Origin of the sequence: Aureimonas jatrophae (genome assembly GCF_900104035.1) — a bacterium.
Classification (GTDB): Bacteria; Pseudomonadota; Alphaproteobacteria; order Rhizobiales; family Rhizobiaceae; genus Aureimonas; species Aureimonas jatrophae.
Genome location: NZ_FNIT01000004.1, coordinates 213,382 through 232,959, shown reverse-complemented (window position 1 = coordinate 232,959; position 19,578 = coordinate 213,382). Strand labels below are relative to the sequence as shown.

The 19,578-nt window shown below is 70.1% G+C and carries 24 protein-coding genes and 1 pseudogene; 18 read left to right on the top strand and 7 right to left on the bottom strand.

What is annotated here, in order from left to right:
* Nucleotides 1-138: 138 nt before the first annotated feature.
* From BLQ76_RS11050 to BLQ76_RS11030, 5 genes and pseudogenes are all read left to right on the top strand, one after another.
* Nucleotides 139-1,023, top strand: a complete 885-nt coding sequence (locus tag BLQ76_RS11050) for an ABC transporter permease (RefSeq protein WP_090673055.1) — start codon at nt 139-141, stop codon at nt 1,021-1,023.
* A gap of 1 nt (nt 1,024) precedes the next feature.
* Nucleotides 1,025-1,909 carry an ABC transporter permease gene (locus BLQ76_RS11045; RefSeq protein WP_090673053.1) on the top strand — a complete coding sequence of 295 codons (885 nt, stop codon included), beginning with the start codon at nt 1,025-1,027 and terminating at the stop codon, nt 1,907-1,909.
* Nucleotides 1,906-2,526: pseudogene (locus BLQ76_RS22535) on the top strand (aspartate/glutamate racemase family protein); the annotation flags it as partial. The gene BLQ76_RS11045 and the pseudogene BLQ76_RS22535, both read left to right, overlap by 4 nt.
* Before the next feature lie 42 nt (nt 2,527-2,568).
* Nucleotides 2,569-2,973, top strand: coding sequence for a nuclear transport factor 2 family protein (locus BLQ76_RS22530; RefSeq protein ID WP_090673357.1), 405 nt, complete (start codon nt 2,569-2,571; stop codon nt 2,971-2,973).
* A 131-nt stretch (nt 2,974-3,104) separates the two neighbouring features.
* Nucleotides 3,105-4,082, top strand: coding sequence for an asparaginase (locus BLQ76_RS11030; RefSeq protein WP_090673051.1), 978 nt, complete (start codon nt 3,105-3,107; stop codon nt 4,080-4,082).
* A gap of 87 nt (nt 4,083-4,169) precedes the next feature.
* Here the strand turns inward: BLQ76_RS11030 and BLQ76_RS11025 are convergent, their stop codons facing one another.
* Nucleotides 4,170-4,712 (bottom strand): DUF3597 domain-containing protein, encoded by a 543-nt coding sequence (locus tag BLQ76_RS11025; RefSeq protein WP_090673356.1) that lies wholly within the window; start codon nt 4,710-4,712, stop codon nt 4,170-4,172.
* Between the two features lie 176 nt (nt 4,713-4,888).
* Here BLQ76_RS11025 and BLQ76_RS11020 point away from each other — a divergent pair, with 176 nt between their 5' ends.
* From BLQ76_RS11020 to BLQ76_RS11015, 3 genes are all read left to right on the top strand, one after another.
* Complete coding sequence (locus tag BLQ76_RS11020; protein WP_090673049.1) at nt 4,889-5,770, top strand: aldose 1-epimerase family protein; 882 nt, start codon at nt 4,889-4,891, stop codon at nt 5,768-5,770.
* Nucleotides 5,771-5,864: 94 nt separating this feature from the next.
* Complete coding sequence (locus BLQ76_RS22100; RefSeq protein ID WP_170842561.1) at nt 5,865-6,020, top strand: hypothetical protein; 156 nt, start codon at nt 5,865-5,867, stop codon at nt 6,018-6,020.
* A gap of 134 nt (nt 6,021-6,154) precedes the next feature.
* Nucleotides 6,155-6,334 (top strand): hypothetical protein, encoded by a 180-nt coding sequence (locus tag BLQ76_RS11015; RefSeq protein WP_139183990.1) that lies wholly within the window; start codon nt 6,155-6,157, stop codon nt 6,332-6,334.
* A gap of 174 nt (nt 6,335-6,508) precedes the next feature.
* On the opposite strand, the gene BLQ76_RS11010 is transcribed toward BLQ76_RS11015, so the two are convergent.
* The 3 genes from BLQ76_RS11010 to BLQ76_RS11000 form a co-directional block, all read right to left on the bottom strand.
* Complete coding sequence (locus BLQ76_RS11010) at nt 6,509-7,063, bottom strand: Ros/MucR family transcriptional regulator (protein WP_342028254.1); 555 nt, start codon at nt 7,061-7,063, stop codon at nt 6,509-6,511.
* A 162-nt stretch (nt 7,064-7,225) separates the two neighbouring features.
* On the bottom strand, nt 7,226-8,977 hold the full coding sequence (ggt, locus tag BLQ76_RS11005; RefSeq protein WP_090673044.1) for a gamma-glutamyltransferase: 1,752 nt from the start codon (nt 8,975-8,977) through the stop codon (nt 7,226-7,228).
* A 92-nt stretch (nt 8,978-9,069) separates the two neighbouring features.
* Complete coding sequence (locus BLQ76_RS11000; RefSeq protein ID WP_090673042.1) at nt 9,070-10,092, bottom strand: M23 family metallopeptidase; 1,023 nt, start codon at nt 10,090-10,092, stop codon at nt 9,070-9,072.
* A gap of 152 nt (nt 10,093-10,244) precedes the next feature.
* Here BLQ76_RS11000 and pncB point away from each other — a divergent pair, with 152 nt between their 5' ends.
* The 9 genes from pncB to BLQ76_RS10955 all read left to right on the top strand — a co-directional run bounded on the left by pncB (nt 10,245) and on the right by BLQ76_RS10955 (nt 17,717).
* Entirely contained in the window at nt 10,245-11,549 is a 1,305-nt protein-coding gene (gene pncB / locus BLQ76_RS10995; protein WP_090673041.1) for a nicotinate phosphoribosyltransferase, read from the top strand.
* Nucleotides 11,550-11,693: 144 nt separating this feature from the next.
* Nucleotides 11,694-12,509: a ferredoxin--NADP reductase gene (locus BLQ76_RS10990; RefSeq protein ID WP_090673039.1), complete on the top strand. Its 816-nt coding sequence runs from the start codon at nt 11,694-11,696 to the stop codon at nt 12,507-12,509.
* A gap of 7 nt (nt 12,510-12,516) precedes the next feature.
* The gene (locus BLQ76_RS10985; RefSeq protein WP_090673038.1) at nt 12,517-13,359 is read left to right on the top strand and encodes an alpha/beta hydrolase; all 843 of its coding nucleotides are present in this window, start codon (nt 12,517-12,519) and stop codon (nt 13,357-13,359) included.
* A 37-nt stretch (nt 13,360-13,396) separates the two neighbouring features.
* The gene (locus BLQ76_RS10980; protein ID WP_090673036.1) at nt 13,397-13,645 is read left to right on the top strand and encodes an Lrp/AsnC ligand binding domain-containing protein; all 249 of its coding nucleotides are present in this window, start codon (nt 13,397-13,399) and stop codon (nt 13,643-13,645) included.
* Nucleotides 13,638-14,900: a kynureninase gene (gene kynU / locus BLQ76_RS10975; protein ID WP_090673034.1), complete on the top strand. Its 1,263-nt coding sequence runs from the start codon at nt 13,638-13,640 to the stop codon at nt 14,898-14,900. The genes BLQ76_RS10980 and kynU overlap by 8 nt, the downstream gene beginning before the upstream one ends.
* Nucleotides 14,897-15,763: a dihydroneopterin aldolase gene (locus BLQ76_RS10970; protein WP_170842560.1), complete on the top strand. Its 867-nt coding sequence runs from the start codon at nt 14,897-14,899 to the stop codon at nt 15,761-15,763. The genes kynU and BLQ76_RS10970 overlap by 4 nt, the downstream gene beginning before the upstream one ends.
* Before the next feature lie 130 nt (nt 15,764-15,893).
* The gene (locus BLQ76_RS10965) at nt 15,894-16,535 is read left to right on the top strand and encodes an amino acid kinase family protein (protein ID WP_090673030.1); all 642 of its coding nucleotides are present in this window, start codon (nt 15,894-15,896) and stop codon (nt 16,533-16,535) included.
* 60 nt (nt 16,536-16,595) lie between these two features.
* On the top strand, nt 16,596-17,384 hold the full coding sequence (locus tag BLQ76_RS10960; RefSeq protein WP_090673028.1) for an urease accessory protein UreD: 789 nt from the start codon (nt 16,596-16,598) through the stop codon (nt 17,382-17,384).
* Nucleotides 17,385-17,414: 30 nt separating this feature from the next.
* On the top strand, nt 17,415-17,717 hold the full coding sequence (locus tag BLQ76_RS10955) for an urease subunit gamma (protein WP_090673027.1): 303 nt from the start codon (nt 17,415-17,417) through the stop codon (nt 17,715-17,717).
* A 16-nt stretch (nt 17,718-17,733) separates the two neighbouring features.
* Here the strand turns inward: BLQ76_RS10955 and BLQ76_RS10950 are convergent, their stop codons facing one another.
* Complete coding sequence (locus tag BLQ76_RS10950; RefSeq protein WP_090673024.1) at nt 17,734-17,961, bottom strand: hypothetical protein; 228 nt, start codon at nt 17,959-17,961, stop codon at nt 17,734-17,736.
* Between the two features lie 257 nt (nt 17,962-18,218).
* Between BLQ76_RS10950 and BLQ76_RS10945 the strand changes: the two genes are divergently transcribed.
* A complete protein-coding gene (locus BLQ76_RS10945) occupies nt 18,219-18,524 on the top strand; it encodes an urease subunit beta (RefSeq protein WP_090673022.1) in 306 nt (101 codons plus the stop codon).
* A 34-nt stretch (nt 18,525-18,558) separates the two neighbouring features.
* Here BLQ76_RS10945 and BLQ76_RS10940 read toward each other — a convergent pair whose 3' ends face one another.
* Together BLQ76_RS10940 and BLQ76_RS10935 are read right to left on the bottom strand one after the other, a co-directional pair.
* Complete coding sequence (locus tag BLQ76_RS10940) at nt 18,559-19,071, bottom strand: hypothetical protein (protein WP_090673019.1); 513 nt, start codon at nt 19,069-19,071, stop codon at nt 18,559-18,561.
* A 34-nt stretch (nt 19,072-19,105) separates the two neighbouring features.
* The gene (locus BLQ76_RS10935) at nt 19,106-19,528 is read right to left on the bottom strand and encodes a hypothetical protein (RefSeq protein WP_090673016.1); all 423 of its coding nucleotides are present in this window, start codon (nt 19,526-19,528) and stop codon (nt 19,106-19,108) included.
* Between the last annotated feature and the right edge of the window lie 50 nt (nt 19,529-19,578).

The following is a 19,578-nucleotide window of genomic DNA, read 5'->3' as shown; positions in this document are numbered from 1 at the left end:
TCCATGACCGGGAGGGACCGCTGGCCCCTCCCGGTCATGGGAAAGATCTCCAAACAAAAAGAAGGGTCCGGGACGTCCTTCCCGGGCGGGGACCGGGGCGGCAGCCCCGCCACCGTCGCGTGCCCGCCACGGAGCGCCATGACCGCATCGAACCGCACGGGGCTCGCGCCCTACCTGCAGGCCGCGCCGCTGGCGCTGGTGTTCCTGGTATTTCTTGTGGTGCCGCTCGTCTTCATCGTGATGGTGAGCTTCTGGACCTACGACAACTACCAGATCCAGCCGGACTTCACGGCGCAGAACTATCTCGACGTGTTCGACCGCTGCATCGCGCGCCTGCCGACGCTGTGCACGACGTTCCGCACCTATGTCTCGACGCTGTCCTTCGCCGCCACGGTCTGGGCGATCACGCTCGGCCTGGGCTTTGCGATCGCCTATTTCCTGGCCTTCGAGGTGCGCTCCAAGACGGTGCAGTCGGTCCTGTTCCTCGTGTGCACCATTCCGTTCTGGACCTCGAACGTCATCCGCATGATCTCGTGGATCCCGCTTCTCGGGCGCGAGGGGCTGGTGAACCGGACGCTTCTCGGGATCGGCGTGATCGACCGGCCGCTGGACTGGCTGCTGTATTCCAGCTTCTCCGTGACGCTGACCTTCGTGCACCTCTTCACGTTCTTCATGGTTGTGCCGATCTACAACTCGATGCTGCGCATCGACCGCCGGCTGATCGAGGCCGCGCGCGATGCCGGGGCGGGCGGCTGGCAGATCCTCTGGAACGTCGTCGTGCCGCTGTCGAAGACCGGCATCGCGATCGGCTCGATCTTCGTCCTCACCATCGTCATGGGCGACTTCATCACGGTGGGCCTGATGGGCGGACAGCAGATCGCGTCGGTCGGCAAGACCATCCAGACCGAGATCAGCTACCTCCAGTTCCCGATCGCCGCGGCCAACGCGGTGGTGCTGCTCGGCACCGTCCTCCTGATCGTCTTCGCGCTCCTGCGCGTCGTCGATATCCGCAAGGAGCTTTGATATGGACGAGCGACGCTCCCGCGCCTTCTGGCCGCTGGCCATCCTGTTCTCGGCCTTCGTCCTGTTTCTCTACGGGCCGACGCTGACGGTCCTGATCCTGTCCTTCCAGGGACCAGACGGTGGGCTGACCTTTCCGATGAACGGGGTGTCGACGCACTGGTTCGGCGTCCTGTGGCAGGGCCTCGGCGTCGTCGACGTTTGGGCGGCGTTCGGCCGTTCGCTCCGGCTCGGCCTCGTGGTGACGGTGCTGACGGTGGTGATCTCGGTCCTGGCAGGCCTCGCCTTCCGCCGGCGCTTTCGCGGCGCGACGCTTCTTTTCTACACCGCGATCGCAAGCCTCATCCTGCCCTCCATCGCCGTCTCGCTCGGCATCGCGCTCCAGTTCCGCATCTTCGACGATTTCGTCAAAGCCTACGGCCTCGGGGGGACAAGCTTCCAGTCGGCGATGGGCCTTTTCACCTCGGCGCTCGGCGCGCACCTCACCTGGACGCTGCCCTTCGGCATGCTCGTGATGTTCGCGGTCTTCAACCGCTTCGACCCGGCCTACGAGGAGGCCGCGCGCGACCTCGGCGCTACCCCTTGGCAGACCTTCCGGCATGTCGTGCTGCCGATCATCGCGCCCTATCTCGTGGGCGTCGCGCTCTTCGGCTTCACGCTGTCCTGGGACGAGATCGCGCGCACGTCCCAGGCGATCGGCGGCCCCAACACGCTGCCGCTGGAGCTGCAGGGCCTCACCACCACGGTCACGACGCCGGCGATCTATGCGCTCGGCACGCTCACCACCGCCGTCTCCTTCCTGGTCATCGCGCTGACGCTCGGCACGGGCCTCACCTTGCGCGCGCGGCGCATGCGCGGCGCCTCGGACGCCGGCAAGGGGACGCTGTGAGCGCCCCCTTGCGCATCCTCTTCGTCAACCCGAACTCCACCAGATCGATGACCCGCAAGATCGGCGAGGCCGCCCGGGCCGCGGCGAGCCCCGAAACCGTGATCCTGACAGCGACCAACCCTTCGGGACCGCCCTCCATACAGGGGGCCGCCGACGGCGAGGCGGCCGAGCCCGGGCTCCTGCAGGTGATCGGGGAACGGGAAGGCGAGGCCGACGCCTTTGTGATCGCCTGCTTCGACGATACGGGACTGGCGGCGGCGCGCCGGCTGACGGAGAAACCCGTGCTTGGCATCGGCGAAGCCGCCTTTCGCGCGGCCGCGCGCCACGGGCGCTTCTCGGTCGTCACCACGCTTTCGGTTTCCGTGCCGGTGATCGAGGCGAACGTGCGGGACGGCGGCTTTGCCGGTGCCTGCGCGCGGGTGCGGGCGTCCGAGGTGCCGGTGCTCGACCTGGAGCGCGAGGGCTCGGACGCCGAGGAGCGCGTGGCCGCCGAGATCCATCGGGCGCTGCGCGAGGACCGGCCGGGGGCGATCGTGCTCGGCTGCGCCGGCATGGCGGACCTGGCGGCGCGCTTCACGGCGCGCTTCGCGCTGCCGGTGGTGGACGGGGTGGTCGCGGCGGTGCAGGAGATCGAGGCCATCGGAAGAGGAGAAACGTCGATGACGCCTGCGAGCGACGCCGAGATCGTGCGCGACTACCTGGAAGCCTCGATGGTGCCCGACCCCGAGCGCGCCGCGACCTATATGGCGCCGGGCTGCACGATCACCTTCACCGGCGGGCGCGTCTTCGACCATCCGAGCGGCCCGACCGCGGTGAATGCCGCCCGCTACAAGTGGGTGAAGAAGCGCATGGAGCGCTTCGACGTGGCGCCCGCCGCGGACCGCACCGTCGTCTACTCGATCGGCAAGCTCTACGGCGAGTGGCCGGACGGCACGCCCTTCGACGACAACCGCTATGTCGACCGTTTCGAGGTGGTGGACGGCCGGATCGTCAAGATGGACGTCTGGAACGACAGCGCCGAATGGATCCTCGACCCGGCGCTGCGCCGCCCCGGCGCCGGCTGAGCCCGGCGCCGGCTCTCTAAGGGGGCGTAACCTTCGCACCGTTCTCGTGTCGCATGGGGGGTGCCGGCAGCTTTGCCGACCCGCGCTTCGCCGATGCGTCGGCGGAGGCGACCCGACACGAGGACCCCGCCATGCCCCGCATCCATCTTGTGACGACCGGCGGCACGATCGCCTCGCGCGCCAGCAGCGGACGAGCCGGTGCCGACGTCGTGGCCAGCGTGTCGGGCGAGGCCCTGCGGGCCGCACTGCACGATCCGCTCGACGGCATCGAGCTGGCGGTCGACGATTTCTGCCGCGTCGGCTCCTTTGCGATCGACCTGCCCCTGGCCTTCGCCCTGGCGCGGCGCATCGCCGAACATGCCGACGATCCCACCTGCGACGGCATCGTCGTCACGCATGGCACCGATACGATGGAGGAAAGCGCCTTTCTGGCCGACCTCCTGGTTCCGGGATCGAAGCCCGTCGTGTTCACAGGCGCCCAGCGCAGCGCCGACGCACCCGACACCGATGGGCCACGCAACATCGCCGAAGCGGTGCGCCTGGCGGCCAGCGGGGACGCGGCCGGTCTGGGCTCGGTGATCCTGTTCGAGAACGACGTCCACGCGGCGCGCGACGTGACCAAGACCCATACCGCGCGCACCGACACGTTCCGCTCGGGCGAACACGGCAAGCTGGGCGAGGTGGATGGCCACGTCGTGCGCATTCACCGACGACCGCTTCTGCGGCGAACCTACCGGCCCGAGCGCATCGAGGCCGAGGTCGAGATCGTGCGGCTGGCCATGGGGGCGTCCGACCGGCTCTTTCGCCACGCCGCGACCTATGCCCGGGCGATCGTGCTGGAAGCGTTCGGACGAGGCAATGCTCCGCCCGCCGTCAGCGCGGCGGTGAGCGAGATCGTTGCGGCGGGAACACCGGTGATTGTCTGCTCGCGCTGCCCGGAGGGACGGGTGAAACCGGTCTACGGGAACGGGGGCGGCAAGGATCTGGAGCGGGCCGGTGCGATCTTTGCCGGGGACCTCACCGGCGCCAAGGCACGAATTCTCGCCGCAGTCGTGCTCGGCACGTCGGGCGCCGACCTGCGCGAGGCCTTCGCAGCCCTCGGCGGCTGAGGTGGCGGCGGCCCGGCACCGGCGTCGCGGGAATGGCTCCCGCTGCGCATGGGTCACCGGGCGACCTCCCCGACGGCGAAGCTCGCCTCAGTCGCGCAACTCGGCCGGCACCTGTCCGCCGTTCTCGGCGAGCTTGCGCATGAGCGCCTTCTGCAGCCAGACGTTCATCGCGGCGCTGTCGGCTGTGTCGCCGGTATAGCCGAGTTCCTCGGCCAGTTCCTTGCGCTCGCCCAGGCTGCTGTCGAGACCGAGGGCCTTCATCGTGTCGACGATCGAGTGGCGCCAGTCGAGGCGCTGGCCGCTGTCGCGGACCGCCTTGTCCATGATCGCGGCCACGTCGACATGCGATGACGACGAGGAGGCGCCGGTCGAAGGCGAGGCGGGGGCGGCAGGAGACGGTGCGGCGGACGACGGCGCCGGCGCGCCGCCGGACGAGGGCTGCGAGGGTGCCGGGCTTGCGGGCGCCGGCGACGCAGAGGTTGGCGCCGGGGCGCCAGCCGGCGGCGTGGCGGGCGCGGGCGAAACGGGCGGTGCCGACGGGGTGGCCGCGCCCGACGCAGGAGCCTGTTGCGGGGCCGCGGCCTCGGCACGGTGGAAGATCGCGTCGCGGATCTTGGTGAAGATACTCATCGAGGGGCCCTTACGGTCATGAAGCGCCCGGCCGTTCGGCTCGGACATCCGGGCAGGAATGGCAACGGGGACCTGCGTGTTCCCGACGAACCCTCCCGACGCGTCGAACGGGTGCGCGGTGTCGCGTGGCCGCGATCTGTCGTAGAAGCCGCGGCACCCAAGAAGAGGCGGCCTTGATGAGCGAACGGTTCATGATCGGAACAACGGCGGTCACCGCGCAGATCGCCCCGGCGGGCGCGGAACTCGTCAGCCTGCGCGACGCCGGGGGCGCGGAACTGCTCTGGCAGGCGGGCGCGGCGTGGCCGCGTCACGCGCCGGTGCTGTTTCCGATCGTCGGACGGCTCGCCGGCGACCGGCTTCGCCACGAGAACCAGAGCTTCCGGCTGACGCAGCACGGCTTTGCGCGCGACCGCGTCTTTCGATGCGTGGAGGAAACAGCGACGCGCGTGACGCTGCGTCTCGACGACGATCCCGAAACCCGGGCTCTATACCCTTTCGCCTTCGTGCTGGAACAAAGCTACGAGGTCGACGGGTCGACCCTGGCCGTGACCACGCGGGTCGAGAACCCGGGGCCGGACGTCCTGCCATGCGGCGTCGGCGCCCACCCGGGCTTCCGCTGGCCGCTTGTGGACGGCATTGCCAAGGAGGACCACGCGATCGTGTTCGACGCCGAAGAGGCGGGCGAGGTCCTCAGCGTCCAGGGCGGTCTTCTGGGACCGGCCAGGCCGTTGCCGCTGGAAGCGGGGCGCGTGCTGGCGCTGTCGGAGGCGCTGTTTGCCGCGGATGCCCTGGTCATGCCGGAGGTGGCGAGCCGCTCGCTACGCTTCGTCGCGCGCGGTGCGGATGGCGCGCCGGTGCGCGAGCTTGCGTTTTCCTGGGACGGCTACCGGGACCTCGGCCTTTGGTCGAAGCCGGACGGCGCCCCGTTCCTGTGCATCGAGCCCTGGTATTCCATGGCCAGTCCCGTGGGCTGGGACAGCGAGTTCATCCAAAAACCCGGCCTTCTGCATCTGGCGCCCGGCGAAAGCCGCAGCCTGACCTGGCGTGTGCGGGTCTGATCATCCGGCCCGGCGGCCACGTGCGGACGCGTCGCCGCCTGCCCCCAGTCCGGCGAAAGCCGTTCATGCGATGAAAAGGTCGGGAGGACCCGTGATGACATCGCTCGACACCCATTCTTCGACGTCGCCGCGGGGCGAGGACAAGGAAGCGCCCTTCGGCTTTCTCCTGTTGCAGGACCGCAAGCCCCGCGCGCTTCCCCCGATCGGCATCGAGATCCGCGACCTTCTCGCCCAGCGCGGCAAGGGCTGACGGGCCCCGTCCCTGCGCCTCGCCGCGATCCGGCCCGGTGAGCCGGCCGCGATCACGTCTTGGCGTGCTAGGCACCAATCGGATCGCGATGCGTTGCCCTTCCTGTCGAACACGAGCCGATGGAAGGCACGCCCATGTCCAACATTCCCGTCACGCCGGATCGCACGCCACCCGACCTCGAGGCCGAGGAGGTGGCCGCCAAGCACGATATTCCCACGGAGGAGGCCAAGGCCCGCGTCGCGCAGGGCGGCCACGAGCGCTCGGCCGTGGATGGAGCGGCCGAGGCCGGCAAGGGCGAGTCATCGAACGACTAGGTCGGGTTGTCGGACGCCGCGTCGACGCGGCGGGGATGGGCGAACGGCCGGTTCGGCGAACGGAGACGGTCGCATCGCTCCGCCGCGATCGGGAACCTCGAACAGAAACGGCGGCCCGAGGCCGCCGTTTCTGTTTGCCCTGCTGGTCCGCCGGCCAAGCCGCGCGAGACGGGATCAGGCCGCCTCGGCCTTGGCCTTCCGGCTGCTGCGACGCTTGGGTGCCGCCTTTTCCTGGCTTGCCGGCGCGGCCTCCGCCACTTCCGGCTCGTCCGCGTCAGCCGCCTCGACCATCTCTGCCGCGGCGGCAGGCTTGCGTCCGAGACCCATCTTGCGTGCCAGTTCCGAGCGCTTGGCGGCATAGGCCGTCGCCACCATCGGGTAGTCGGCCGGCAGGCCCCACTTCTGGCGGTAGGCTTCCGGCGTCAGGCCGAAGTCGGTCATCAAGTGACGCTTGAGCGACTTGAACTTCTTTCCGTCCTCCAGGCAGATCAGATAGTCGGGCGTCGCCGACTTCTTGATCGGAACCGCGGGAACAAGAGCCGGTGCTTCCGCAGCGGCGGGCTGCGATGCAGCCTGGAAGTTCAAAGCCTCGAAGACACTGCCGATCAGCGACGCCAGTTCATCGCGCGGCACGTGATTGTTGCTGACATAGGCAGCAACGATCTCCGCCGTATGCTGGCGGCGGGTGGCAACGTCATCCTGCGGGGCGTCCATCGGAGAAGCTTCCATTTGTTCTTTTCGTCCGGTTGATCAGTTCCGACTTAAGTGTTTTCAGCCAAACAGCAACGCTTATCTGAATGGAACCGGAAAAAACTTCGTCTTCCACGATCAGAAGACCGTATCTAGCATCGTGTCGCTGCAACGCGGGACGATACCTTGAGGTGGCCCGCGTCAGTAGCCGATCGCCGCGCCTGCGCGGGCGCGCGAATCAATCGCGCCGAACAAAGGCCGGTCGGACGGGCCAGCCTGGCTTTCGTCCAGTCGTGGTGCGCCCACGAGGATCGCGGCCGCCTCGCCCCAGACCGGCCAATCGGCATCCTCCTCCACGCGATGGCCCATCTCGCGCAACATGCGCTGCGTGTCGGGCGAGAGCGCTCGGGGCTCCAGCGCGATGCGATCGGGCAGCCACTGGTGGTGGAAGGGCGGCGCGTCCACGGCCTCCTGGATGTCCATGCCGTATTCCACGACGTTGAGAAACGCCTCCACCACCGCGGTGATGATGCGCGAGCCGCCGGGCGTTCCGAGCACCAGGAGGGGGTGGCCGTCCCGCAGGACAATCGTCGGGCTCATCGAGGAAAGCGGCGTCTTGCCGGGCGCCACCGCGTTGGCCTCGCCCTGCACGAGGCCGTAGAGGTTCGGCACGCCCGGCTTCATGGTGAAGTCGTCCATCTCGTTGTTGAGAAGGATGCCGGTGCCGGGCGCCACGACCCGCGCCCCGAACGAGCCGTTCAGCGTTGTGGTCACCGCCACCGCGTTGCCGGCCGCGTCCACGATCGAATAGTGCGTCGTCTCGGGCTTCTCGCCGGACACCGGCGCCAGCCCCTCCGAGACGCCCGCGCGCGCATCGTCGATGCGCGCGCGGATCGCGCCGGCATAAGCGTCCGAGGTCAGGCGCTCGACCGGGTTCTGGACGAAGGCGGGATCGCCGAGCTCCTGGTTGCGGTCGCGAAACGCGAAGCGCATCGCCTCCACCGTCCAGTGAACCCCTTGCGCCGACCCGTAGCCGGCATCCTTCAGCGGGTAAGCCTCCAGCGTGTTGAGGATCTGGCAGATCACCGTGCCGCCCGAACTCGGCGGCGGCGCCGACAGGATCTCGAGCTCGCGATAGCCGCATCGCACGGGCTCCAGCTCGCGCGTCCGGTAGAGCTTGAAGTCCTCCATCGAGAGAATGCCGCCGCCCTTCTGCGAGCCCGCGACGATGCGCCGGGCCGGCTCGCCCTCGTAGAAGGCGGCCGGACCGCCCTCCGAGACGGCCTGAAGGACGCCCGCCAGATCCGGCTGCACGAGCCGGTCGCCGGTGCGCAGCGGCGAGCCGTCGGGGCGGACGTAGATCAGACGGGCGGCGGGATCCTTGGCGAGATCGGCGCTGGCGTCGGCAAAACTCTCCTCGTCGCCCGGCGAGAGCGTGAAGCCCTCGCGCGCCAGGCGCAGCGCGGGCGCGATCAGATCGGTGCGGCCCTTGGTGCCGAAGCGCTCGCGCGCCGTCTCGAGGCCCGAGACCGAGCCCGGCACGCCGGCCGCGAGCCATCCGTCGGTGGACAGGCCCGCGACCGGCTCGCCATCGGGGCCGAGATACATGTCGCGCGAGGCGCGCTGCGGGGCGCGCTCGCGAAAGTCGAGGAAGCCGGTGCGCCCGTCCGCCATGCGCACGGTCATGAAGCCGCCGCCCCCGAGATTGCCGGCGGTGGGATAGGTGACGGCGAGCGCGTAGCCGACCGCCACCGCCGCATCCACCGCGTTGCCGCCCGCCCGCAGGACCTCGACGCCGACCTCGGAGGCCAGGCGCTGGGCGGTCACCACCATGCCGTGGGCGGCCCGGACGGGCGCGGGCGAGGCCGCGAACGCGGGAGGCGCTGCGGGCAGGACGCAAAGCGCCGCGGCCAGGAGGCCGGACAGCGCGCGAAACGACGGACGGGTGGGCATGGGGGCATCTCCGGCGCACGGATCGGTTGGATCAAACAGCCGGGCGAGAGTGCGGCGCGCGGTCGGCTTTGTCACGCCGCGTCGCGACAGCGTCAGGGAGCGACCTCGACGCGCTCCTCGCGGCTCGCAACGGTGGCTCCATCGCGCAGAACGTCCGTGCGCACATGCCAGAGGCCGGGCCTCAACGCCTGGCGGCGTCCCGCAAACGCCGAATAGGCCGCCTTCGCGCCGGCGAGCGGCTCGGAGTCCTGCGTCATGAAGCGCGAGCCGTCGGGTGCGGTGAGCGTGAGGCGTATCCGGTCGCCGCCGCGCACGTTCGCATACCAGCCGTAGGCCAGCGTTGCCGGTTCGCCGCTGGCGGGAACAGGCGGCGGACCGTCGACCACCAGGCGGTTGTAGTCGACCGGGGCGCCCGAAAGGCCGGTGGCGAGGATCGCGGTCGGCGGATGGGCGAGAAGCGCCTTGCGGGCATCGGGCGAGAACCAGCTGGCCGCCATCGCTTCGTCCCCGCGGCAGCCCGAGCCGACCGGTCGACCGCTCACCGGATCGACCTTCCGGCCTTCCTGCCGGACGGACAGGTGGACGTGGGGAAACTCGGCCAGGCCCGAGGCGCCGATCTCGCCGAGCTTGGCACCCGTCTCGACCCGCTCGCCCGCACGCACCGCGACGCTGCCCTTGCGCAGGTGGCAGACCTGCGTCTCCACACCAGCGCCATGGTCGATCACCACGCCGTTGCCGCACTCGGTGCCCCGGATCGCGGCGCGCAACTCGGGCGTCGAGGCAAAGCGGTCCTCCATGCCGTCACGGACCCCTCGCACCGTTCCGGCGGCCGGCGCGACCACGGCGACGCCGCGCGCGACGTCGCGCATCGACAGGAGGCGGATGTCGAGACCATCGTGCCCGTCATAGGCCGCCGTGCCGCAGAACGGGTCGGTGGCACCGGGGCCTGCGTCCATGTCGGGGAACTGCTGCACGAAACAGTCCGCACCCAGCGCGCAGGCGACGGGAAGGCCGAGCATCAGGGGCGGTGCGTCCTCGGCCCAGGCCGGTCCCCCCGCCAGAACCGCACCGAACGCGAGTCGCATCAGTCCCGAGCGTGCGCCTGCGAGCCTCATCGTCCTGTTTCCTTTCCGAATCGAACCGACCTCAGCAACACGGCGAAGGGGGCGGTTTCGTGAGAGGCGCCCTGTCGCCGGGCAGCGGCATGGCTTAAGGGAACGATTCGGATGCCCCGCTAGGAGGGGCCGGCGCGCCGGAGGAACGGAGCATGGTCGCCACCGATATCGCGACGCGGGTCTGGAACCACACGTTCAAGCTGGACCCGATCGTCCGCTCGCTGCTCGACACCGACTTCTACAAGCTCCTGATGCTGCAGATGGTCTGGGGCCTGCATCGCGACACCGCGGTCACGTTCCGCATGATCAACCGCACGCGGACGGTGCGCATCGCCGACCAGATCGACGAGGGCGAGCTGCGCGCCCAGCTCGACCACGCCCGCACCGTGCGCTTCTCGAAGCGCGAGATGATCTGGCTGGCGGGCAACTCCTTCTACGGCTCGACGCAGATCTTCCGGCCGGCCTTCCTTCAGTGGCTGCGCGACTTCGAACTGCCTCCCTACGAGCTGGAGAAGCGCGACGGGCAGTACGAGCTGATGTTCCGGGGCTCGTGGACCCACACGATGATGTGGGAGATCCCGGCGCTCGCCATCATCAACGAACTGCGCTCGCGCGCCGCAATGCGCAACGCCGGCCGCTTCGAGCTCGACGTTCTGTATGCGCGCGCCAAGGCCAAGATGTGGGACAAGGTCGCCCGGCTCGACGCCCTGCCGAACCTGCGCATCACCGACTTCGGCACGCGTCGCCGCCATTCCTTTCTGTGGCAGCGCTGGTGCGTCGAGGCCCTGAAGGAGAAGCTCGGAAGCCGCTTCCTCGGCTCCTCCAACGTGCTGCTCGCCATGGAGGCCGACCTGGAGGCGATCGGCACCAACGCGCACGAGCTGCCCATGGTCTATGCCGCGCTCGCGCGGACCGACGAGGCGCTGCGCCAGGCGCCCTACGAGGTCCTGCGCGACTGGCAGGGCTGGTACGGCGGAAACCTTCTCGTGGTGCTGCCCGACACGTTCGGAACCAGCTCCTTCCTGCGCCATGCGCCGCGCTGGGTGGCGGACTGGACGGGCTTCCGTCCCGACTCCGCGCCCCCGATCGAGGGCGGCGAGGCGATCATGCGCTGGTGGCGCGAGCAGGGCGTCGACCCGCGCGAGAAGCTTCTCGTGTTCTCGGACGGCATGGACGTCGATTCCATCGAGGAGACCTATCGCCACTTCGAGGGGCGCGTGCGGCTCAGCTTCGGCTGGGGCACCAACCTCACCAACGACTTCCGGGGCGTGGCGCCGGCCGAGATCCCGAGCCTCCACCCGATCTCGCTGGTCTGCAAGGTGACCGAGGTCAACGGGCGTCCGGCCGTGAAGCTGTCCGACAATCCGGCCAAGGCGACCGGCACGCCGATCGAGATCGAGCGCTATCGCCGCGTCTTCGGCTCGGCGGCAGATATTTCGCGCGAGGTGCTGGTTTGAGGACCCTGTTTCTTCCCGCTGCCCTCGCGCTCGGGCACACAGCGCCTTAGCTATCACCAACCGTTGCCTCGGGAGCCGCCGGTCGACCTCCCGCGACCCGCTCGAGCTTAAGGCTCCCCGCCGTTCAGTCCAGAAGGTTTCGCGATGTCCGTTTCCGCCGCTGCCGCCCAGGCGCCGAGCTTCCCGATCCCCGCCAACGTCTTCGCCGAGACCGTGACCGAGGTGCAGCACTATACCGACACGCTGTTCCGCTTCCGCATGACGCGCCCCGCGAGCTTCCGCTTCCGCACCGGCGAGTTCGCGATGATCGGCCTGCCCAACGCCGAGAAGCCGGTGTTCCGGGCCTACTCCATCGCGAGTCCCTCGTGGGACGAGGAACTCGAGTTCTTCTCGATCAAGGTGCCGAACGGTCCGCTCACCGAGCACCTCCAGCGCATCCAGCCGGGCGACACGGTGCTGATGCGCAAGAAGCCGACCGGCACGCTCGTGCTCGACGCGCTCCTGCCGGGCAAGCGCCTCTACCTCTTCTCCACGGGCACGGGCGTCGCGCCGTTCGCCGGCATCATCCGCGATCCCGAGACCTACGAGAAGTTCGAGGAGGTCGTCCTCACGCATACGACGCGCACCCGGGCCGAGCTCGCCTACGGGGAGGAGCTCGTGAAGGCGATCGAGACCGACGAGATCCTGGCCGAGATGGCCGCCGGCAAGCTGCGCTACCACGGCGCGGCAACGCGCGAGGGCGAGCCCAGGGGCGAGCGCATCACGACGCTGCTCGAAACCGGCAAGCTCTTCTCCGACCTCGGCCTGCCGCCGATCGACCCGGCCACCGATCGTGCCATGATCTGCGGCTCCATGGAGATGCTGCGCGAGACCGCCGCCCTGTGCGAGCGCTTCGGCATGGAGGAGGGCGCCAACTCCAAGCCCGGCACCTATGTCGTGGAACGCGCCTTCGTCGACTGATCCGCCCATGAGCCCGAGCCCCGTCGCCGACTTCGACCGCGCCTACGACAACTCCGCCGCGGTGCCAGGCTCGGAAGCGTTCGCGCCGCGCTGGACGCGCGAGGCGGAGGCCTTCCGCCAGCGCCTCGGCGCGCGCGGCAAGGCGGATCTCGGCGTGGCTTACGGCCCGCACGAGCGCCAGCGCCTCGACCTCTTCCGGCCGGAAGCGGAGGCGGAGGGCCTCGTGGTCTTCGTCCATGGCGGCTACTGGAAGGCGCTCGACCGCACCTACTGGTCGCACTTGTCGCGCGGGTGTCTGGAACGCGGTTTCGCGGTGGCGGTGCCGAGCTATCGGCTGGCGCCCGACGTCCGCCTGACCGCGATCGCCGAGGATGTCGCGGCCGCGGTCGCGGCAGCGGCCCGTCTCGTGCCGGCAGGCCCTTTGCGCCTCGCCGGTCATTCCGCTGGCGGCCACCTCGTCGCCCGCATGGTCGCCGCGGGTTCGCCGATCGACCCCGCGCTGCTCGCCCGGATCGACCGCGTCGTGCCGGTCAGCGGCCTGCACGACCTGCGCCCGATCCGCCGCACGCGCATGAACGATACGCTGCGCATCGACGCCGCCGAGGCGCTTGGCCAGAGCCCGGCGCTCCTGGAGCCGGCCTGGCAGGGATCGATCCATGCGGTGGTGGGAGCGGCCGAACTGCCCGAGCTTCGCCGGCAGACGGGTTTCCTGGTTTCGGCCTGGGCCGGGCTCGGCGCCCGGATCGAGGGAACCGAGATTCCCGCGCGACACCACTTCGACGTCGTCGAGGATCTGGCGGATCCCGCCTCCGCGCTGACGCGCCTTTTGACGCTGGCCGCGCCGCTCTGATAGCAACCCTCCGTTCCCCCGGAGGCAGACACGCGCGATGCAGACCATCTTCGTCCAGTTCAAGTGCCGGCCGGGCGCCGCCTATCGCGTGGCGGACCGTCTGGTGGAGGAGATCGAGGAGATCTCGGAAGTCTATTCCACCTCCGGACACTACGATCTCATCGCCAAGTTCTATCTCGACCCGGAGCGCGACATCGGCCACTTCGTGACCGAACGCCTCCAGGTGCTGGACGGCGTCTCGGACACGTTCACCACGGTCGCCTTCAAGGCCTTCGGCCGTGGCTGACGCGCTCCCCCGAGCCACCGACCGCTGGGACGCGCGCGCGCGCGAACTCGACGCGGCCGACCCGATCGCCTTCGCGCGCGAACGCTTCCGGTTGCCAGACGGCCTCGTGTATCTCGACGGCAACTCGCTCGGCGCCTTGACGAAGGCCAGCGCCGAGCGCGTCGCGCGGACGGTTTCCGAGGAATGGGGCCACGGTCTCATCGGCTCCTGGAACGCGGCCGGCTGGGTCGACCTGCCGGGGCGCGTCGGCGAGCGGATCGCCGCGCTGATCGGTGCCTCCGCCGGCAGCGTCGTCGCGGCCGACTCCACCTCGGTCAATCTCTTCAAGGTGCTCGCCGCCGCCCTCGCGCTCCGCCCCGAGCGGCGCGTCATCGTCTCGCAGCGCGCGAACTTCCCGACCGATCTCTACATGGCGGAAGGCCTGGCGCAGCTTCTGGCGCAAGGACACGAGCTGCGCCTCGTGGACGAGGGCGCGGACCCGGCGGGCGCCTTGTGCGAGCGCACCGCCGTCCTCATGCTGACCCATGTCGATTATCGCACCGGCGCGATCCACGACATGGCGGCCCTCACCAGGGCCGCTCATGCCGCCGGAGCGCTCGCGATCTGGGATCTCGCCCACTCGGCGGGCGCGCTGGAACTGGCACTGGAAGCCAGTGGCGCGGACTTCGCGGTAGGCTGCGGCTACAAGTTCCTGAACGGCGGGCCCGGCGCGCCGGCCTTTCTGTTTGTCGCGCCGCGCCACCAAGGCGAGGCCCGCCAGCCCTTGTCGGGCTGGTTCGGCCATTCCGCGCCCTTCAGCTTCGAGCCGGGCTACCGGCCCTCGGACGGCATCCGCCGCTTCCAGGCCGGTACGCCCTCGGTGATCGCGCTGTCCTCGCTCGATGCGGCCTTGGATGCGTTCGAGGGCGTCACGATGAGCCAGATCCGCGACAAGTCCGTCGCGCTCACCACGTTCTTCGTGGAGGCGGTCGAGGCGCTGGCGGGACCCGATCTGCGGCTTGCGAGCCCGCGCCGGGGCGAGGATCGCGCCAGTCAGGTGTCGTGGCGCCACCCGGACGCCTACGCGCTCGCGCAGGCCCTGATCGCACACCGCATCGTCGGCGACTTCCGTGCGCCCGACATTCTGCGCTTCGGCTTCGCGCCGCTCTACAACCGCTTCGACGAGGCGCTGCGCGCGGCGCGCGGCATCGCCGAGGTATTGCATGCGGGGCTCCATCTCGACCCCCGCTTCCAGGTCCGGAACGCGGTCACGTGAGTACCGTGCGCACCCGCCTCTGCGTCCGTGTTTCCAGTCCCGACGCCGCGCGCCGCGCGCTGGCGGCCGGCGCCGACTACGTGCTCGCGCCCTTGCGCCGCGAGCGTCCCTCGATCGGCGTTCCCGACCGCCTCGCGGAAGGGCGCGATGGGCCCGAAACCCTTCTGGCGGTCGCCGTGGACGAGAGCCTCCCCGGCGAGCCGCTGCGCGTCGCCCGCCTGCGCGAGGTCAACGACGCGTTGGAGGACCTGTCGGGCTTCGCTGCCGTTCTGCTCGACCCCGACCGCGCGCTTCTGCGCACCGTGAGCCTCGAGGCCCTGGCGCGCTTCCAGGCGCGCTGCCGCGAGGCGGGTCTCGAATGCTGGCTGGGCGGCGCCTTGGAAGCGCCCGACATCCCGCGTCTTCTGGTGCTCGGACCCGACGCGCTGGTCTTCGACGAGGAGGTCGATCCGGCCGCGTTGCGCTCGTTGCTGATCCAGGACCCGCCGGACGAGACCGGGGCGACCGACCGCATTCTCGTGCGCGACCTCGTGCTGCCGCTGACGGTCGGGGCCTACGGGTTCGAGCAGGGCCGCGCGCAGCGCGTACGCTTCAACGTCGAGGCCGACGTCCTGCGGCCCAGGCGCCGACCGCGGGAGATGGGCGATGTGTACTCCTATGACCTGATCCTCGACGCCGCTCGTCGCCTGACCGAGCGGGGACACACGGCGCTCGTCGAGACGCTGGCCGAGGAACTGGCCGAGGCGGTGCTCGCCGATCCGCGCGTCCGGGCCGTCCAGATCGACGTGGAAAAGCTCGATTTGGGCCCCGGTGCCGTCGGCATCCGGATCAGCCGAACGCGGGACGATCTTCTAATCGATTGAAAACGCTTGCTTTTGCTGCGCTGCGGCATGCGGCTCGCGGAACTTTGCATTCCGTCACAAACTTGTCCAAATAGAGCGTATCGCGCGATCCGATCCTCCCTTCGAGTCGCGCCGGAAAGGGCCACACGGCATGGCGGGCAAGCGCGTCCTCATCGTGAAGTTCGGCGGTTCCTCGATCGCCTCGGCGGATCTCGGTCGCTGGGTCGCGGCGATCGAGCGCGCACGCGATCCCCTCGTGATCGTGCCGGGCGGGGGGCCGTTCGCCAAGGCGGTTCGCCAGTACCAGTCCCGCATGGGCTACGGCGCGGAGGCCGCCCATCGCATGGCGTTGCTCGGCATGGAGCAGTTCGGCCACGCCCTGGTCAGTCTCGGCACGCGCCTTCGCCCGGCTGCGACGCTGGAGGAGATCCGGCGCGTGCAGGAGGAGGGCCTCGTGCCGGTCTGGATGCCCACGGTGATGGCGCTCGGCGCCGCCGAGATCGCGGAGGGCTGGGACACCAACTCCGATACGCTCGCCGCCTGGCTCGCCGGCCACATTCCCGGTGCGTCGCTCTGCCTCTTGAAGCAGATCGACGTGCCGCCCGGCACCGGCATCGCATCGGTGGTGGCCGCCGGCATGGTGCCGCCCGCCTTTGAGGATATTCTCGGCTGCGAGACCGAGGTGCATATCGCGGGTCCCTCCGATCTTGCGGTTGCGGGCAAGCGCCTGTCGGAGGGCGGCGTTCCCGGCCGCGCGCTGCAGCGCTCGCGCTTCGTGGAAGCCGCGCAGTAGACCGCCCGCACCGCCTCGCTCCTCTTGCCCGACGTCCCGGAGATCCCGCAACCGGCTGCCTTGCAGCGCGCGCGGGGGGCGGTCGCGGTTCGCGTCGGGCCGGTCGGACCCACGGAAGCCACCCGTATCCGGCGCCTCCATCAGGCGGGCTCGCTCAAGTTGCGCTTCCCGCGCGCGCGGACCCGACGTGCCGAGGCGGTGCTCGTCAACACCGCCGGCGGCCTGGCGGGCGGCGACCGGCTCGAGCAGCGTTTCGAGATCGAGCCGCGCGGCGATCTGGTGGTGACGACGCAGGCTGCCGAGCGCGTGTACCGCTCGCATGACGGGGCGGAGGCCAGCGTCGAAACGCAGATCCATGTGGGCGAGGACGCCGGCGCGAGCTTCCTTCCGCAGGAAACCATCCTGTTCGACGCCGGACGGCTCCGCCGGCGGCTGACCGTCGACTGCGAGGCCACGAGCCGGCTCCTCCTGTGCGAAAGCGTCGTCCTCGGACGCTCCGAATCGGGCGAAAGCGTCTGCGGCGGACGGTTGCGCGACAGCTGGCGCGTGCGCTGCGGCGGGCGTCTGGTCTTTGCCGAGGAACTCGATCTGGGTGCCGACTGGAAGATGCTGTCCCGCGCACCGATGCTGGGCGAGGCGCGCGCGCTCGCCACGATCCTGCGGCGCGGCGGCGAGGTGGACCTTACGCGGGTGCGGGAACTCGCCGGACCGGAGGGCGGTGCGAGCCTCGTCGACGGATCGCTCGTGGTGCGCCTTTTGGCGACCGATGGCTACGCGCTGCGCCGCCGCCTCGTTCCGCTCCTGGCCGCCCTTTCGCCGGGCGGCGTTCCCGGACTATGGTCGCTCTAGACCCTGCCCGACCTGCGGAGCCGATGAGCGATGAACCTGACCCCGCGCGAAAAGGACAAGCTGCTCGTCGCCATGGCCGCCAACGTGGCGCGGCGTCGCCTGGAGCGCGGCGTGAAGCTGAACCACCCCGAGACGGTCGCCCTCATCACCGACTTCGTCGTGGAGGGGGCGCGCGATGGACGAACGGTCGCCGACCTGATGGAGGCGGGCGCCCATGTCGTCACCCGGGATCAGGTGATGGACGGCATCGCGGAGATGATTCACGACATTCAGGTCGAGGCGACGTTTCCGGACGGCACCAAGCTCGTGACGGTCCACGAGCCGGTGCGCTGACGCCGGTGTGCCCGAATCAGGGCGTGTCGTTGTCGACCGAGGCGACGAGGCCCTTGCCGGCGTCCGCCGTGGCGAGAAAACGATAGCCGCCCGACAGGCGGGAGTAATAGGCGGGACCCTGCGTGCCGTTCATGGTGACGGTACGGATCCGGAACGGCTCGGCCGTTCCCGCCGGCGCAGCGGTGACGAGCACCGCCGCGACAGCACCGGCCAGAAGCACGGTTCCCTTCGCGTGAGAGAGCATGACGTATCGAACCCTGTTGGTGGTGCGGCCGATTCGGATCGCTCCGTTGGCCGTCTCGTTCTGTTCCCTGACTTCTAGCCCGCGCAGGTTTCGTTCCGATTGCGCGGGGGAGCCGGATGGTTTCATCTGATCTGCGCGGTTAACGCATTGCGCGCCGACGGGTTTCGCCGCGATGCACCGGTTGCGGCCGCAACAGGACCATGCCAGCCTTGCAGGCCATGCAAGGCGGCCGCAGGACCAGGACGAGGAACTGACCGATGATTCCGGGCGAAATCCTGACGCGCGACGGGACGATCACCCTCAACGAGGGCCGCAAGGCGATCGAACTCAAGGTCGCCAATACGGGCGATCGGCCGATACAGGTCGGCTCGCACTACCATTTCGCCGAGACCAATCCGGCACTGCGCTTCGACCGCGCGGCCGCGCACGGCTACCGGCTCGACATCGCGGCCGGAACGGCGGTGCGATTCGAGCCGGGTCAGGCGCGCGACGTGCGTCTCGTACCCATCGCGGGCCTGCGCCGGGTGTTCGGCTTCAACGGGAAGATGTCGGGCGACCTGTAGCGGCGGCCGGTCGCCGTCCCGAACCGTCGTTCCCTCAGTTGCCGCGCGAGTCGGGCGTGGCGTTGGGACCGGCGCGCAGGGCCGACCGGATCGCCGACAGGTCGACGTTCACGCGCGGGCGCGGAATGTTGTAGAGCGCGGCCGGTCCGGTGCCGCCGACGCTCTGGAAACCGCCCGTGCCGCTGCCGACCGCATTGGTTCCGGTGCCGCCGATCGTGCTGGCCGCACCCACGTTGCCGCTGCGCGCCACCGCGTCGGCGTTCACCGAGTTGATCGTGGTGGAGCCGGCCGTGGCGCGCTGCTGCGTCGAGGTCGCGCTGCTGCCGAGACCGCCGCCGCTGGTGCCGATCGTGTTGGAGGCACCGCCGAGGCTCGGCGAAACGCCGCCGCCGGCCGAGCCGCCGAGCGAGGACCCGCCGACGCTCGACGAGGAGCCGGCGCCCCCGGCGCTGCCGCCGCTGGATGCGCCGCCGAGCGACTGGGCCAGAACCGGCGAGGCGAGAAGAAGGGCGGCGGAAACCGCAAGGGAAAGCGAAAGGCGGGGCACGGGACGGGTCCTTCGGGTCGGGTTCGAACGGGCTCTAGCGCGAGCGCTGCGGGTTGGGAACGATTCGCGCCCGGCGCGGCGGCGAGATCGGGCGCGTGACGCCGCTCTGGTTCAGAACGGACGGGTCGGAGCGCGCGAAGTCGCCGGCCGTGTCGGGCCGGATGGTGGAGCGCCCCTCGGCCGCGCGAAGGTGCGTGGTGGCGCCGTCGGCGTCGGGGCGGGGCACGCGGGGGCGCAGAAACGAATCATCGACGTCGCGCCCGTAGGCACGCTCCACCGGCGTGTCCCCGAAGACCGGTGCGTCCGGAATGGCGATCCCGGCTCGCGGCGAACGATAGTTGCCGATCTGGGCACCGCTCATCGACGACCCGGCCGGCGTGCCGGGCGGGCCGAAGCCGAAGGGCTGGGCCAGGGCGGGTGTCGCTAGGAGGCAAAGGGTCAGAAGGGGGAGGCGCATGAAGGGATAATGCGCGGCCCCGCGAAAGGTCGCGAGGGGTGTGGACGGCA

Bases quoted from the DNA above. Each gene is read 5' to 3' on its own strand.
- BLQ76_RS10950 (WP_090673024.1), bottom strand. From the start codon at position 17,961: ATGCTCTCTCACGCGAAGGGAACCGTGCTTCTGGCCGGTGCTGTCGCG.
- BLQ76_RS10990 (WP_090673039.1), top strand. From the start codon at position 11,694: ATGTCCGTTTCCGCCGCTGCCGCCCAGGCGCCGAGCTTCCCGATCCCC.
- BLQ76_RS11015 (WP_139183990.1), top strand. From the start codon at position 6,155: ATGTCCAACATTCCCGTCACGCCGGATCGCACGCCACCCGACCTCGAG.
- BLQ76_RS10945 (WP_090673022.1), top strand. From the start codon at position 18,219: ATGATTCCGGGCGAAATCCTGACGCGCGACGGGACGATCACCCTCAAC.
- pncB (WP_090673041.1), top strand. From the start codon at position 10,245: ATGGTCGCCACCGATATCGCGACGCGGGTCTGGAACCACACGTTCAAG.
- BLQ76_RS11045 (WP_090673053.1), top strand. From the start codon at position 1,025: ATGGACGAGCGACGCTCCCGCGCCTTCTGGCCGCTGGCCATCCTGTTC.
- ggt (WP_090673044.1), bottom strand. From the start codon at position 8,977: ATGCCCACCCGTCCGTCGTTTCGCGCGCTGTCCGGCCTCCTGGCCGCG.
- BLQ76_RS10965 (WP_090673030.1), top strand. From the start codon at position 15,894: ATGGCGGGCAAGCGCGTCCTCATCGTGAAGTTCGGCGGTTCCTCGATC.
- BLQ76_RS11050 (WP_090673055.1), top strand. From the start codon at position 139: ATGACCGCATCGAACCGCACGGGGCTCGCGCCCTACCTGCAGGCCGCG.
- BLQ76_RS22530 (WP_090673357.1), top strand. From the start codon at position 2,569: ATGACGCCTGCGAGCGACGCCGAGATCGTGCGCGACTACCTGGAAGCC.
- BLQ76_RS10985 (WP_090673038.1), top strand. From the start codon at position 12,517: ATGAGCCCGAGCCCCGTCGCCGACTTCGACCGCGCCTACGACAACTCC.
- BLQ76_RS22100 (WP_170842561.1), top strand. From the start codon at position 5,865: ATGACATCGCTCGACACCCATTCTTCGACGTCGCCGCGGGGCGAGGAC.
- BLQ76_RS10980 (WP_090673036.1), top strand. From the start codon at position 13,397: ATGCAGACCATCTTCGTCCAGTTCAAGTGCCGGCCGGGCGCCGCCTAT.
- BLQ76_RS11000 (WP_090673042.1), bottom strand. From the start codon at position 10,092: ATGAGGCTCGCAGGCGCACGCTCGGGACTGATGCGACTCGCGTTCGGT.
- BLQ76_RS10955 (WP_090673027.1), top strand. From the start codon at position 17,415: ATGAACCTGACCCCGCGCGAAAAGGACAAGCTGCTCGTCGCCATGGCC.
- BLQ76_RS10935 (WP_090673016.1), bottom strand. From the start codon at position 19,528: ATGCGCCTCCCCCTTCTGACCCTTTGCCTCCTAGCGACACCCGCCCTG.
- BLQ76_RS11010 (WP_342028254.1), bottom strand. From the start codon at position 7,063: ATGGAAGCTTCTCCGATGGACGCCCCGCAGGATGACGTTGCCACCCGC.
- BLQ76_RS11025 (WP_090673356.1), bottom strand. From the start codon at position 4,712: ATGAGTATCTTCACCAAGATCCGCGACGCGATCTTCCACCGTGCCGAG.
- BLQ76_RS11030 (WP_090673051.1), top strand. From the start codon at position 3,105: ATGCCCCGCATCCATCTTGTGACGACCGGCGGCACGATCGCCTCGCGC.
- BLQ76_RS11020 (WP_090673049.1), top strand. From the start codon at position 4,889: ATGAGCGAACGGTTCATGATCGGAACAACGGCGGTCACCGCGCAGATC.